The sequence below is a fragment of the Uliginosibacterium gangwonense DSM 18521 genome (genome assembly GCF_000373965.1).
Classification (GTDB): Bacteria; Pseudomonadota; Gammaproteobacteria; order Burkholderiales; family Rhodocyclaceae; genus Uliginosibacterium; species Uliginosibacterium gangwonense.
This window is the reverse complement of sequence record NZ_KB892837.1, coordinates 29,995-44,907: the sequence shown is the minus strand read 5'-3', so window position 1 is coordinate 44,907 and position 14,913 is coordinate 29,995. Positions and strand designations below refer to the sequence as shown.

At 53.7% G+C, this 14,913-nt stretch carries 11 protein-coding genes; 5 read left to right on the top strand and 6 right to left on the bottom strand.

From position 1 onward, the window contains the following. The first annotated feature begins 186 nt into the window (after positions 1-186). A complete protein-coding gene (gene hemB / locus B145_RS0106745; RefSeq protein ID WP_018606110.1) occupies positions 187-1,194 on the top strand; it encodes a porphobilinogen synthase in 1,008 nt (335 codons plus the stop codon). A 7-nt stretch (positions 1,195-1,201) separates the two neighbouring features. Further along, entirely contained in the window at positions 1,202-1,717 is a 516-nt protein-coding gene (locus B145_RS24670; RefSeq protein ID WP_018606107.1) for a GNAT family N-acetyltransferase, read from the top strand. Positions 1,718-1,721: 4 nt separating this feature from the next. Here B145_RS24670 and B145_RS0106735 read toward each other — a convergent pair whose 3' ends face one another. Both B145_RS0106735 and B145_RS29600 read right to left on the bottom strand, forming a co-directional pair. Beyond that, positions 1,722-2,114 carry a VOC family protein gene (locus B145_RS0106735; protein WP_018606105.1) on the bottom strand — a complete coding sequence of 131 codons (393 nt, stop codon included), beginning with the start codon at positions 2,112-2,114 and terminating at the stop codon, positions 1,722-1,724. Positions 2,115-2,226: 112 nt separating this feature from the next. Continuing rightward, positions 2,227-2,937 (bottom strand): acyl carrier protein, encoded by a 711-nt coding sequence (locus B145_RS29600; RefSeq protein ID WP_211209775.1) that lies wholly within the window; start codon positions 2,935-2,937, stop codon positions 2,227-2,229. Positions 2,938-3,071: 134 nt separating this feature from the next. On the opposite strand from B145_RS29600, the gene B145_RS0106725 reads away from it, so the two are divergent. Together B145_RS0106725 and B145_RS0106720 are read left to right on the top strand one after the other, a co-directional pair. Continuing rightward, on the top strand, positions 3,072-4,169 hold the full coding sequence (locus tag B145_RS0106725; RefSeq protein ID WP_018606102.1) for an NADH:flavin oxidoreductase/NADH oxidase: 1,098 nt from the start codon (positions 3,072-3,074) through the stop codon (positions 4,167-4,169). After that, complete coding sequence (locus tag B145_RS0106720) at positions 4,135-5,148, top strand: Tn3 family transposase (protein ID WP_018606101.1); 1,014 nt, start codon at positions 4,135-4,137, stop codon at positions 5,146-5,148. Before B145_RS0106725 ends, B145_RS0106720 begins: the two co-directional genes overlap by 35 nt. Positions 5,149-5,349: 201 nt before the next feature. Here B145_RS0106720 and B145_RS0106715 read toward each other — a convergent pair whose 3' ends face one another. The 4 genes from B145_RS0106715 to B145_RS27300 form a co-directional block, all read right to left on the bottom strand. After that, on the bottom strand, positions 5,350-7,680 hold the full coding sequence (locus tag B145_RS0106715) for an exo-beta-N-acetylmuramidase NamZ domain-containing protein (RefSeq protein WP_018606100.1): 2,331 nt from the start codon (positions 7,678-7,680) through the stop codon (positions 5,350-5,352). Next, positions 7,677-8,921, bottom strand: coding sequence for a putative glycoside hydrolase (locus B145_RS0106710; protein WP_026258895.1), 1,245 nt, complete (start codon positions 8,919-8,921; stop codon positions 7,677-7,679). Before B145_RS0106710 ends, B145_RS0106715 begins: the two co-directional genes overlap by 4 nt. Then, positions 8,918-9,670, bottom strand: coding sequence for a polysaccharide deacetylase family protein (locus B145_RS0106705; RefSeq protein WP_425425557.1), 753 nt, complete (start codon positions 9,668-9,670; stop codon positions 8,918-8,920). Before B145_RS0106705 ends, B145_RS0106710 begins: the two co-directional genes overlap by 4 nt. A gap of 561 nt (positions 9,671-10,231) precedes the next feature. Then, on the bottom strand, positions 10,232-13,216 hold the full coding sequence (locus tag B145_RS27300) for an EAL domain-containing protein (protein ID WP_018606097.1): 2,985 nt from the start codon (positions 13,214-13,216) through the stop codon (positions 10,232-10,234). A gap of 839 nt (positions 13,217-14,055) precedes the next feature. Between B145_RS27300 and B145_RS27295 the strand changes: the two genes are divergently transcribed. Then, a complete protein-coding gene (locus B145_RS27295) occupies positions 14,056-14,805 on the top strand; it encodes a substrate-binding periplasmic protein (RefSeq protein WP_083917648.1) in 750 nt (249 codons plus the stop codon). Positions 14,806-14,913: the final 108 nt, after the last annotated feature.

Here is a 14,913-nt window from a genome sequence, read left to right as displayed (position 1 = left end):
CCGGCGTGAGGGGGCACGCCGGGGCGAAATAACCTGAATGACCCGGGGGAGTTCAATCAGGTGCCCGCTCAGGGAGGTGAAGCGGGCGGTAACTTGCGTTACCTGTACCTATGATCGTCAACGATCCAAAAAGTTTCACCCTAATCTTGTAAACAAATGTAACCAGATGTTTTGAGGAAAAATATCATGAGTACCGATGAGCGCTTTCCAGCCTCTCGCCCCCGCAGGATGCGTCGTGACGAGTTTTCCCGCCGTTTGATGCGTGAATCCAGCTTGAGCGTGGATGATTTGATCTACCCCGTGTTTGTGCAGGAGGGGCAGGGGCGCACGGACCCTATTCCTTCAATGCCTGGCGTGGCGCGCATGTCGCTTGACTGCTTGTTGGCCTGCGCAGAAGACGCAGTCAGCCTGGGAATCCCCGCCCTCGCATTGTTCCCTGTAATCGAGCCACGGCTCAAAAACCTGCAGGCGGAAGAAGCCTGGAATCCAGATGGATTGATCCCACGTGTAGTCAAGGCACTTAAGCAGGAATTCCCACAACTGGGAGTGATTACCGACGTGGCGCTTGATCCTTACACAAGCCACGGGCAGGACGGCCTGATCGACGAGACTGGCTATGTGCTCAACGAAGAGACGGTTGCTGTGTTGGTCAAGCAGGCTCTTTGCCATGCGCAGGCAGGGGCAGACATGGTGGCTCCCTCAGACATGATGGATGGGCGGATCGGCGCGGTACGCAAAACCCTGGAGACGGCTGGTTTGATCCATACCCGCATCCTGGCTTATTCCGCCAAGTATGCCTCCAGCTTCTATGGGCCTTTCCGCGATGCGGTAGGTTCGGCCGCCAATCTGGGCAAAGGCAACAAGTACACCTACCAGATGGACCCCGGCAATAGCGACGAAGCAATCCGTGAAGTGGCACAGGACCTTGCCGAAGGGGCAGACATGGTAATGGTTAAACCCGGTATGCCGTATCTGGATATTGTACGCAGGGTCAAGCATGAGCTGGCAGTGCCGACCTTCGTGTATCAGGTCAGCGGTGAGTACGCCATGCTCAAGGCTGCCGCAGCCAATGGCTGGCTCAACGAAGAGGCCGTCTTCATGGAGTCGCTCCTGGCCTTCAAGCGGGCAGGAGCAGATGCCATCCTGACCTATTACGCCTTGGACGCAGCGCGCTTGCTCAAGGCAAGCGCCTGAGTTTGCTATGAGCCTGAATCTGCGTGCCATGCGGCACACTGATCTGGCAGGTGTGTGGGCTGTGCAGTGCGCAGCCTACCCTCCAAAGTACCACGAGCCAAAAGAGGCACTGGCAAGCCACTTGGCCCTGGGGCCGCAACATTGCTTTGTAGTGGAGTGCGCCAGCCAGATCGCTGGGTATGTATTCTCCCACCCCTGGCAAGGCACTCCACCAGAGTTGCATATACCGCTAGGCACGCCAGGGCAAGTCGATCATTTGTTCATTCATGATCTTGCTGTTGCGCCGAGCCAGCGTGGCAAGGGCATTGCAGGCTTATTGCTGCAGGCAGTACAGCAATCATCGCAACGGCTACAGTTACCAGAGGTCCGTTTGGTGGCCGTGGGAGAAGCCAAGCACTTCTGGGCAGGGCATGGTTTCGAGCTGGAAAGCCAAGCGGTGCCCCCGGAATGCTATGGCAGCGCTGTACTCATGAGAAAAGCCGATCCTCCGACGCCTGGCAGCACCACTTCATCGCTTGCGTAGTGCTTTATACCGTGATCTCAATCCGATTGCCTTCTGGATCTTGCACCACGCTTTCGTAATATCCATCACCTGTTTCGCGTGGCCCATCCAGCCGGGTGTAGCCATCTGCGATCAATTTCTGGGTCAGCATATCGACCTTGTCTTCTGAGCCCACCGAAATAGCCATGTGGGCATAACCGAAATACTGGGTGTCTTGCCCGCGCGCGGGGTGTTCAGCAATATCGGGTCGCTGCATCAACTCCAGCCGGGCACCATCGCCAAAACACAGGAAGTAGGATCGATACTGTTTTTTTTCGTTGACATAACGGTCGTTGGCTATCGCACCAAAATATTGAACATAAAAGTCTTTTAGCCGTTCAATGTCACGCGCCCAGATGGCAAAGTGCTCAATCTTCATCTCATACGTCCTGTGCTTTAGTGATACGCATTGTGCAAGTATCCGTCCGGTAAAACGATGCCAGCAGGTGCAGGGAATTTGCCTTGAGCCTAGATTGACGAGCATTGGTTGATTAATCCATGTGCAGGTCTTCTATAAAACGCGCACTGGGAATGACTTCCGCCAATTCCACATCGAGTTGTTCAGCGATGATTCGGCGCACCATTTGCAGAACTTCATCTGTGCGCCAGGCCTGTTTCCCCTTGAGTTGAGCTTCATGCTGCGACTTGATTCGGCCAAAATTCATACTCAGCACACCTTCTACAAGGCCTCTGACAGTCAGGCTTGGGCTAGGTTGTTTGGTTACCAATGGTGCTGTTCTACGATACGCCAAGGCAAGGAGAGGGATCGCCATCAGGCCGAAAAATACGCATAACTCAACGACAAGCTTCCCAGGAATATGCAAACCGAGTGCCGCGAAGACAATGCTAACAAACAGGGTGGTAAAGCTGTAATTCAACCACGCAGGGTGTTCCAGAGCAGGCAGTTTCCAGTCTAATTCTTGCCCTAGCCGTAACCATAAAGCCTGTCTATTGTCCGAAGGCAGGACATCTTCCAGGTGGGTTGTCGGGGTTATGCTTCGTCGAGGGATTCCTGCGTGCTTCTGTAATGCGGCCCGGAACCGATAAAAGCTGAAACTACTCAGGCAGTACGGCCTTGTATGCTTGCTTGCGTCTTGTACATGCAACTTGGCGAGAACAAGATCTTCCAGTTGCCCGACTGTCCTGATCTCCCATGCCTCTTCATCTGCGATGCTGATATCAAAGGCCTCTTCTGTTGCCATGACAAGTTCTACGCCATCCAGTCCCATAGTATGTGCAAGTCGATAGATTGAAGGGCAATAAGCTATAACCATGAGTCATGGTCTGTAAAGCGCCATGTTGTTACGATACCTCTTTGTCCTTTGGGAGCATGCGCATGAGCCATCTCTTTTCACCTTACACCTTGCGGGGGATCACCTTCCCCAACCGCATTGCCGTGCCGCCTATGTGCACCTATTCGGCAGAAGACGGCATGGCCAACGATTGGCACCTGGCGCATCTGGGTTCCCGCGCCTCGGGTGGGGCAGGGCTGATCATCACCGAAGCCACTGCAGTGACGCCTATTGGCCGCATCAGCCCTAATGACCTGGGATTATGGTCAGATGAACAGATTACGCCGATTGCGCGAGTGGTGCGCTTCATTCACCAGCAAGGCTCGGTCGCTGGAGTTCAGCTTGCCCATGCTGGACGTAAAGGAGCCACCTGGGTGCCCGGAAACGGGAGCGGCAGTATCCCCATAGATCAAGGGGGCTGGCCGGTGGTAGGGCCGTCTGCCTTGTCATTCGGCCCCGGTTACGATACGCCGAGCGCATTGGACGAAACAGGAATCCAGCAAGTGATTGCGGATTTTTCTGCCTCTGCACAGCGAGCGTTGACAGCGGGCTACCGCTTGATGGAAGTTCATGCCGCTCATGGTTACTTGCTGCACCAATTCCTATCGCCCCTGAGTAATCAACGTACTGATGCCTATGGCGGAAGTTTTGAAAACCGCACCCGCCTCACACGTGAAGTGGTTGCCGCAGTACGCCAGGTCTGGCCACAGGATTTGCCGCTGTTTGTGCGCTTGTCTGCCACAGATTGGGTGGAAGGCGGCTGGAGTCTGGAGGAAACCATTGCCTTGGCAAAAATTCTGCGCGGCGAGGGCGTTGATCTCATCGACACATCATCCGGTGGTTTGCTGCCAAACGCCAACATGGTGTTAGGCCCGGGGTATCAAACAGGCTTTGCCAACCGGGTGCGTAATGAGGCCGGAATAGCGACAGGAGCGGTTGGCCTGATCACCGCAGCGGCCCAAGCCGACCACATCATTCGTACCCAACAGGCAGATCTGGTTCTGGTAGGGCGAGAGATTTTGCGTGATCCCTACTGGCCCCTGCATGCTGCACAAGCACTAGGGCAGGCTGCGGCATGGCCATCTCCCTACCTGCGGGCAGCCCCTAGTGGTTCGGTGCCACGTAATCGATGCGGCCAATGAGCACATCAAAGTCAAAGGGCGCGGAGAGAAGCGCCGCTGGACCCTGGTCTACCCGACAGCAGAAGAGCCGGTCACCCCCCCTTTCTACAGTCGGTTGCCGGGCATCAACATTGCGGATCTGTTGCGTTTTGTTGGTGGCCGGACAAGTTTCCTTGATACATTTACGCATGTACTCGAACGACATGTGAAAACGGAGCCAGACCCACGCGAGTTGCTGGCATGTGTGGTCGCCTTTGGCACAAATATGGGGCTGTGGAAGATGGCCGAGGTGTCCGGCATGAGCTATACGGCACTGTCGCTGACCGCACGGAACTATTTGCGGCCGGAAACCCTGCGCGCGGCCAACGACGCAATTACCAACGCCATTGCTGCACTATCGGCCTTTCACTTATACGACATCCACGACGAGATCCACCCCAGCAGCGATGGTCAGCGATTCGAAACCCAGATTGACACATTTAACGCACGACATTCGCCAAAGTACTTCGGGTTAGAGAAAGGCGTCAGCGCGTGTACCCTGGTCGCCAATAATGTGCCGATCAACGCCAAGATTATTGGTACCCACGAGCACGAGAGCTATTTCGTGTTCGACCTGCTGTACAACAACACGTCGGACATCAAACCCAATCGCCACTCAACGGATATGCATGGTACGAACCAAGTAAACTTCTGGATTCTCCACACGTTCGGCTACGGATTCGCGCCACGCTACAAGGATCTTCACAAGAAGACAGAGAAGCTGATTGGCTTCGAGCACCCAAACCATTACTCGAACGATTTTCTGATCAAGCCTGCACGCAAGGTCAATGAGGAGATCATCGCCATCGAGTGGCCGAACATTCAACGCGTCATGGCATCCTTGGCGCAGAAGGACACGTCACAGGCAACGATTGTTCGCAAGTTGAGCAGCTACCTCCGGCAGAACCAGACGAAAAAGGCGTTGCGGGAACTCGACAATATATGTCGTTCGATCTTCTAATTAACGGCAACCAAATAGCACTATTCTTGGGCTCCAGTAAAGTCTCGCACCTAAGCTTCATGGAATTTAATGTCTTAGGCATAGATCTGCGTCCGCTCCTAAGGCAGATCGGATCTCACAGGGAATCGATGAAATGCTTAACGCGTAACCAAATGATATTAACTCATCTATTTGGGTTGCGGCCTTGTCTCCGATTTCTTTTCAGTCGTAGAGTAAATAGGGTGCTCGGCGTGTGACGAATGCGTCTATGGAGCGATGCCAGTCGTCCACAATTTCACGAACCGATACGTTAGCACGCATGGCATCTAGAGTGGCACGATTGCCAATACTCCCGAGGGTATTTGCAAGCAAGAAATGTTGGGGGTACAAGTGGTGCAAGGTTGTTGCCAGGGCTAGGCTCAGCGCCGGAGTATCCAGTGTATCGCGGTCGCTCACTTGGAGTTGTACGCCATAGCAGCGTTTCCCAGCATAGGGGCTGACGACGGGCTCAAACTCGACAACCGCAAAGCGTACCCCTGGAAGTGCGAGCCGTTCCAGTTCGGCGGCGAATTGAGGGCCATTAATCCAGGGGGCGCCGACAAGTTCAAAGGGGTGATCTGTGCCGCGCCCTACCGAAATTTCGCCGCCCTCAATCATGCCTACCCCCGGATACAAGATGGTAGCAGTCAAACTCGTCAAGTTGGGTGAAGGTGGCAACCAAGGCAGACCCGTTTCGTCGTACCACATGTCGCGTCGATATTTCTGCATGGGGACTACGGTCAAATCGAGCGCCAAGCTGGCCTCGCCTTGAAACAAGCGTGCGAACTCACCTAAAGTGAGGCCATGGCGTACCGGTAGTGGCCAGTATCCAGTGAAAGAACGTAGCTCTAGGTCTAGGAGCGGTCCTTGTACTGTGGTGCCATTCAAGGGGTTGGGCCGATCAAGTACAACAACCTTCAGGCTGTGTTTTGAAGCAGCTTCCATGACAAGGGCAAGCGTGCTGGCATAGGTGTAAAAACGTGCCCCAACATCCTGGAGATCGACAACCACGGCATCAAGGCCCGCCAGCATTTCCTCGGTAGGCTGGCGAGTTTTGCTATAAAGGCTATATACCGGTAGGCCAGTTAAAGCGTCTGTGTCATTGGCTATCCGCCCTTCGTGGTTCGCACCCAAGCCGTGTTCAGGACTCCAGATAGCCTTGAGTTGCAGATTTTGTGCGTGAAACAGAACATCAATGCTGCGCCGACCGGCTGCATCTACGCCACTCCGATTTGTCAATAATGCGATCCGCATGCCATCGAGTGATGCGAAGGTTTGTGCCTCTAGCACATCGATCCCTGCCCAAACAGGTTGTGCTACGGTTTTCGGGATGTATGGCGTAAGGCGGGCGGAAAGTTCCGGTCGGCGTTCGACAATTTGTTCGGGCGCTAGCCGCCCGATTGCCTCGGCCACGGCATCAATGATCTTGGCGCGCAAGGGCGCGGCATCCCCATGATCAAAATGTACGCGGTTGGTCAGGATGACGACATAGGTGCCCGTAACGGGATCTATCCATAACCCTGTTCCTGTGTAACCCAAATGGCTAGCGGCACCATACGGTGGCAACGCAGCCCGGTTGCTCGCAAGGGGGGCATTGATGCGCCAACCCAAGCCGAGCGGGGATGCAGCCAGATGCGTTTGCGGAGAGAACATAGCCATAACCGTAGTGGGTTGCAATATGCCTTCTCCGCCCGCGAGCAGCGCCTGCGCAAATCGTGATAAATCCGTCGCAGTCGCAAACAGCCCCGCATTGCCAGACACCCCACCAAGGCTTGAAGCCAGCGGATCGTGCACTTTGCCACGCCGCCATTCACTGCCGTCGGGGTTGGTTGGCGCAATGCGCATGTGTTTTGCTTCGTTTGGCAAGAAACCTGTATCGGCCATCCCCAGAGGCTCAAAGATGTAACGCGCGGCGAATGTGTTGAGGGGCTGGTTTGAAACACGGTGCACAAGTTCCCCTAAGACGGCAAAGTTCACATCGCTGTAGAGCGGATCGCCGCCGGCCCGGACCACAGGTTTGACCGCAGCAAGCCTGTTTAACACGTCCTGATGCTTACGGATCTGGCCAACGTCAATACCCGCCGGTAAACCCGAGGTATGGGAAAGCAGCTGGCGTACAGTGATCGCGCCCTTGCCGTGCTGCGCGAACTTCGGCCAGTAGTGGGCAACCGGTGTATCGAGCGAAAGAGTTCCACGTTCTACGAGGCGCAAGATAGAGGGCGTGGTGGCTACAACCTTGGTGAGCGAGGCGAGGTCAAACACGGTATCCGTTGTCATGGCATCCTCTATCGGATGCACAGCACGGTAACCGAAGGCTCGCAGATAGATCACTTGCGTGCCTTGGCCTACAAGTACGACAGCACCTGGTACATGACCAGAGGCAATCTCTGTTTCGGCGATGCGCTCAAGTGGCGCAAGTGCCTGCGCATCGAGCTGTGTCTGCGCAAGCCCAGGTAAGGGCAGTACCAAGACAAGTAACGGCAGAATCAGGCGTAGTGACAAAAATGCGTTCATTTCTTTTTCAATCCGTCACTGGTGTAAGTGTTGTGTGGATTCCAGAACATCCACCCGTCAGTCCCAACTTTTTCAGCGCCATCGATCTGTAAGCGTATTTCGGGGCCACCAAAGTTTCGCCTGTCAAACGCATAATCACGAAACGACTGCAGCCAAGGGCGAAAGCGCAGAGGCGACAGGTGTGTGCGGTGAATAGCATGTTCCAGCGTCAGTTGCACGATTTCGCGTGGATGAGCGACTGGATCAACGTAGCCGGGAATGCCCAGATGAAAACCCGTTGGATAGAGCATGGGCGATATATAGTCGAGAGAGGTTTCCAGCGCTTCGAGTTTTTGGCCGATATATGTGTCATTCTCATTCCAGAGCACATACCCGAAGATGTCGCCAGCAATAAAGACGTTGTAAGGTGCCAAACGTTTCCTTGCTGCAGCAAGAAACCCGGAGATGGCGGCGACCCGTTTTTCCTCGGTATTCGGCTCAGCGAAAGTGAGGCCGACTGCATCGGGAAAGCGTAAGTAGTCGAACTGGATCTCGTCGAAGCCGAGTTGTGCGGCTTCTTCGGCAATGTCCAGATTGTAGGCCCAGACTTCTGGCCGCCCGGCGTCAGTCCACCCCAGGCCCTCTCGGTCGCGATAAGGTGTGCCGTGTGCGGTTTTCACCGCCCATTCCGGATGCGCGCTGGCGAGTGGATCATCCTTGAAGACGACAACACGCGCAATCAAATATAGGCCAAGTGCTTTGAGCTGTGCTATCAGTGCGGGCATATCCTTTACAGTTGTAGTTCCGCGTGCGCCAATGGTTTCAGCGAGCTTCACATGGCTTGGATAGGGAATCCACCCACGGTCTCCTTTAACGTCGATGACGAGTGCATTAATTTCCGTACTGCGAGCGATATCCAGAGCCGCACCGCGGATATGACGGTCGCCGATGCCCCAAAACGTCAAATAGAGTGCCTTTGGACGAAAAGCCATCAAACGTAGCGGCGGTGCCTCAGTTGCACTATTTGCAAGCGTCAGCATAGCGCGGCGATAACCAATGGCGCGTGCCGCAATCGTACCGCCATTGCCAACAAAGTTATAAGCCCCCTCTTGATTGGTTGTCACCACTTCCGTACCACGTACCACCACAGCGCCTGCCAGCGGGCGACCATTTGCATCATCGACAACCTGACCACGCAATGCATGAGCTAACGGGGATGTCAATGCTATAAGCATAAAAAACACAAGTAGTGTGCTTTTCATGGCTGTATCACCTTTGCACGATGCTGGTCGTCATGCAGCAGGCGCGTCAGGCCAGCGACACCGTAAGAATCAACGATCAAGTAACGTGGAAGCGCCAACAAGGAATCGGCACTTGTCGCTTCGCGTTCGCCAAGCATAAATGCTGCACGATACCCGGCGGCTGCGGCAGCCGCTTCCAGCTCTGTGTCGTGAATACCGAAGGGCCAAGCTAGAAATGGTGCATCCACACCCAATTTGGCCTTTAAAACACGGCGCGGTTTTTCCATCTGGTCGCGCACAAACTCGCGGTAGCGATCCGGTGCCAAGCGCCGCTTTTCGTCCCGGAAGTTCGGATGCCAGTAAGTGTGGGAATGCACCTCAACCAACCCAGTACCAACGATCTCGGCTAACTGTTGCCATGTCATGGCGTAACTGGCGTTGGAGATCGCAGAAGGGTAGATGAACAGTGCCACCGGTAGATGCTCGCGGCGGATGATGGGAAGAAGATCTGTGTAGACGCTACGGTGACCATCATCAACCGTAATCGCCACTGTTTTTGGTGCAAGCTCAAGTTTGCCATCAAGTCCGGCGACCGCATGGGTAAGTGACACCATGGTGTAACCATCCTGACGAAGGCGCGCTATCTGCGCTTCGAAGACTGTGTTGCGCGTAGTCATGCTATCTGCAACGCTAGCGCCAAAACGATGATAGACCAAGATGGCCGCTGCGCGCTCCGCCGCGAAGGTTGATGTGGCCGTCAAGATAGCCATCCACGCCAGAACAAACAACCGGAATGGGCATATATGAATCTTGCGTTGGTAATAATGGCTGCCCATGGCGTTTCCTGGCGCGATGCATCTCCTTTCTTGGTAGCACATTTGCGTAGATGCTGAAAGGGATATCCACGCAATCTGTCGTTCTATTTCTTGAGCTGATCAATGCTAACGATCACACTGCCGACAATGCAGACGCTCGGCTGGTCTGATTCGATGAAGAGGTGCAAACCGACGCTTTCGAGGTAATAGCGGACACGTCATGAGGGGCAGATGGGCAACGTGACCGAGGCTACTCCACCACGCGGGTAGTAGGCTTGCAGAGCCAGTTTCAGGCTGTAGACTTTGCCAATTTGACGGGCATTCTGAGCCCGACTGTTCGCACATCAACAGATAAGGGGATTTGGGGTACAGTATTGCATACAACCCCAACGGCATAGAGCCCGCACACGTACTTGGGTTGGGGGCGCAACTTGCCGTGCTTGCCCAAGCTGGCTGGTCGCCTCGTCTTCGCAGACCAACGGGGGCTTATCGGGTTGCACTCAAGGCCTTGTACATTCAGCAAACGAGGTCAATGAAGGCAGATAATGGTACAGGCGGGCTGAATAGGAATCCCTGATAAACGGGGCAGCCGTTAGCCTCGAGAAATTGTCGCTGCGCTTCGGTCTCAACACCTTCAGCAATAACAGCAAGACCGAGGCTTCGAGCAAGATTAATGATTGCTTGTACAACGACGGCGCCACTCAGGTTGTCAGGCAGGCCGCAAACGAAGGACTGGTCGATCTTAAGCTGATCAAGTGGTAGGTGTGTCAAGTAGGATAGCGATGAATATCCCGTGCCGAAATCGTCCATTGAAAAACCGACACCGAGCTCCTTGAGCGTTTGCATCTTCGTAATGGTGTCATTGACATTGTCGAGCACGAGGCTTTCAGTCAATTCAAGCTTGAGCTGTGTCGCCGGGGCGCCGCTCCGTTGGAGCGATTCGCGTACTGTATCAATGAAATCCGCTTGCCGAAACTGGCGTGCGCTGACGTTGATCGCCAGCTGCAAGGACGCAAATCGGGGTTCCCGTGACCAAGCGGCGAGTTGTTGACAGGCTTCGTCAATCACCCATTGACCGATGGGTAGGATCAATCGAGTGTCTTCCGCCAGTGCGATAAATCGGCCAGGTGGGATCATGCCCTTATTGGGGTGTTGCCAACGCAGGAGTGCCTCAGCGCCAATCACACGGTTGCAGCTATCAACTTGAGGCTGGTAGTGCAAAACAAATTGGCCTTTTGCTATCGCCTGCCGTAGGTCAAATTCCATCGTGGCACGTACAGCGATGAACACTTGCATTTCCGGGTCAAAGAAGCGCAAGGAATTACGACCTGCTGACTTGGCTTGGTACATCGCGATATCGGCCTGCTTCAATAGTTCGTCAGCGGCTATATGGTGGCCGACGAATAGTGTGGCACCAATACTTGGCGTACAGTGATGTGTGCGATCCGCGATGATGTACGGTAGGTTCAACGCATCGATGATCTTGGTCGCGACAAGCTTTGCATCTGCGGCAGCTTCTGGAAGGCTTTCACTGAGCGCCTCTAGCATGACTACAAACTCATCGCCGCCCAATCGTGCAATGGTATCGTATTCACGCATGCAGCTCTTGAGACGGGAGGATGTCTCTATCAACAATTGGTCACCAATGTCGTGGCCGCAGGTATCGTTGATAATCTTGAAGTTGTCGAGATCAATAAACAGCACTGCCCCAGCATGTTGGCTGCGAGCGCTTCCTGACATCGCCTTTTGAAGGCGATCAATGAGCAGTCGGCGGTTGGGGAGTCCGGTCAGCGCATCGTAAAAGGCCAGTTGCTCAATCTTTTTCTCCGCCTCCTTGCGTTCAGTAATGTCGATCAGGGTTCCGACATAATGGGTGACGCACCCTTCTGCATTTTTTACAGCAGAGATATTTAACCATTCCGGGTAAATGGCACCATTTTTACGACGGTTCAAAATCTCGCCCTGCCAAGAGCCTTCAATGTTGATCTGGTTCCACATAGCGTTGTAAAAGGCCATATCGTGATAACCAGAACGCAGCATATAGGGCCTTTTGCCAACGACATCCTTGCTGGCGTAGCCGGTGATCGTCGAGAAAGCACGGTTGACGCGCAAGATGATTTGATTTGCGTCGGTGATGATAATGCCTTCCTGCGCTTCAAATGCAGTGGCAGCAATTTGTATCTGTTCCTCGGCTCTCCTATGCTCCTCGCGAGCCCGAAGAGTAACGATGCCAAAGGCGAGATTGCCAGCCAATTCACCAAGCAGGCGTTGTTCGTCGGCAGTAAAGGCCTCTGTTTTTTCTGCATAGATGTTTAGCACACCAAAAACACGGCCACCCGCATCGAAAAGGGGGAGCGAGATAGAGGAACGATAGCCGCAACGTTGTGCGACTTTGCGCCACGGTTTTGCGACAATATCGCAGTCAAAATCTGGGACTCCGGCAGCACTACCCGTTACAACAGCATCATACGGCGACCAGCCGCAGCTTTCTTCGCGAAGCCATATGCTAAATGCTTCTTCTAGGTAGCCCAGTTCGCTTCCCGCATGCGTCACCGAATGCAGAGTCCGCACATCACCGTCTTCAACGTATCCCACCCAGGCCATGCGGTAGCCCGCATCGTTACAGATAATGCGACAGATATCGTCAAGCAGAGCATGTTCGTCGCGGGCGCGTACCAACATGTGATTGCAGTCGCTGATGACACGTAGTTCACGGTTCAGGCGTTGTAGAGCCAACTCAGCCTGCTTGCGTTCGGTGATGTCAAGCATGATGCCGACCAGTCCTGACAGGCTGTTGTCTGCCTTATGAACAGTGGCCTTGTAGAAAATGACATCATGGCGTGTGCCATCTGCATATTTAACTGCCGCTTCATAGACCTGTGTACCTGGAGAATCAAGTAGTGCACGGTCGGCTGCATAGTATTTGTCGGCAAGATCTTTCGGGGAGATATCATAGACGCTACGCCCAATCAAATCCGCACGCGATAAGCCGATATATCGTTCGAATGCCGAGTTGCACCCCAGATAGAGGCCGCTTTCGTCCTTGTAGAACACCGGATTGGGGATATTGTCGATAAGCTGTGAGACAAAGAGCAGTTGTTCCGAAAGTTTGCGTTTTGCCGCCACTTTGTCCGTCACATCAAGTAGCAACCCCATCGTTGCGGGTTGTCCACCGAAATGGATAGCGGTTCCATACACTTCGACATCAATTTGGCCACCGTTCTGAAGGAGGCCCCGAAACTCGTAGGACTCAACCTTTCTCTCGCCGCGCATCCGGCGGCGGATGGAGTCTAGTACTCTGAGCCGATCTTCCGGTGCCACCAGATCGATAGGCCCAAGGATCCCGCATATATCTGCTTGCACGTAGCCGAATATCTCTGCCATTCGTGGGTTGACCCAGACGAAACGCTCGTCCTGGATGAGATACAAACCAATGAGCGTGTTGTTGAACAGTTCAACAAGCAAAGATTGGGCATCTTCAAGCAAGTGGCCGATAATCATGTTTAGACGACTTTCATGGTGTTTCTGTCGCGACGATCCATGTGCCCCTTCTGCAAATCAGCGCCGTCGTGCCAGACTGGGAAGCCCCCCGCCAACCTTAGGAAAAAAAGAACCTATGATGAAGGTTAGCTGAATGGGAATTGATCTGGCAAAAAATATCTGGCAGCTTCCAATGCCTTGATCCAGTCTGATCGTCGGCCAGAGAATCAATTGTGTCTAGCGGTTGAGACTTATGGATGGCTTTTCGCACAAATGGGGAAAACTCCGTACTTTTCCTGGGGCGATCTGCTAAGGCTAGATGCGTCAGCATCTAGATAAGTGGGCGTACCATGTATTGAACCTGCTGAAAACTCACTCAAGTGAGCAAGAAAACCTCTTGCCCGCACGATCTTGTCTCAAGCATCACACTATGCAGAACAGCGTTGATTTTGACCAAAGGCTCAATGATCCGTACGCCGGGCCTCTTTCGAATGGGATGGTTCCACGCCTACGGCGCACATAGAAAAGCGGTGTCCTATGCCCATTCGGACGGGATGTAGTTGATTGGCGGATAGAGGACAGCGAAACTTGCCATCCTGTAACATAGATGAATCCGGCCATAGCTTCGTACCATGGCAGAGCCAGGAACTCGGAATGCTACTCGGACAAAGGTCGGCTGGCCTGAGTGGCCTAAATAAACGGCCGCAGCAACCTCGTTACCCCCTCAACGGATCAGTGGCACTGCATAGCCCAGTAATTCCTGCGGACGGACATCTTCTTGCAGAAATAGATATTTGCCCCCTATAGTTTGCACAGAAGTGAACGCCTCTGTCTGATCTACCCTACTTACGGGGACGCTGATGGCTTCAAAAAAAGTCTGCTTGCCATGCATGTTCGTCGTTATGCTATGGAGCTCTTTTCTGCCATCGTTACACGCAGAGGAATTGCGCCTTTGCTCCAGCGACTACGAGCCATATTACGGCTCACAAATGGCGGACTACGGCCCCATTATCAAACTGGCAGTCCTTGCATTCCGGGAAGAGGGGTATGACGTTAAAGTTGAATTTCTCCCATGGAACCGTGTACTGCGGTATGGAATGAGTGGCAGGTGTGACGCCATTGCAGCGGTATGGTTCAGCAAGGAGCGGGAGAGCTGGCTGGCGCTCACCGACCCGATCGCCGACAATCAAATCGGGCTTTACAAGCGAAAAACCGACCCCCTCGTTTTCAAGGATCTCCTCGACCTGAAAGAACAGGGAATCATGGTCGGTACTGTACGTGGCTACGCCAACCCCGAGAGCTTTACCAAAGCGGGGATACTCACCGAAGAGGTTTCGCAAGATAGCCTGAATATCAAAAAATTGCTTTCGGGCCATCTCCAACTCGTGCTGATCGACAAAAATCTTGGGCGACATTTGGCCGCTCAGGATGGTAAGGAAAACGACATTGAGTGGCTGACGCTCGTCGAAACAACTCCCATGTACATTGGCATCACGATAAATGCCAATCCGAACTGGGAAAAGAGGCGAGATGACTTCAATGCTGGATTGGCCACACTCAAAAAGAAGGGTATCTTCAGGCGACTGCTAAAGGAATATGGCGTGCAATAACCAAACGAAACTAGTGTTCTGTCCCATTGTTTTTTAGCATAATTATTGCTCTGGAATAAGGTATCGTTGTGATAGGAGACACCTGATGAGCAAAGGGCGGCCGAAAGC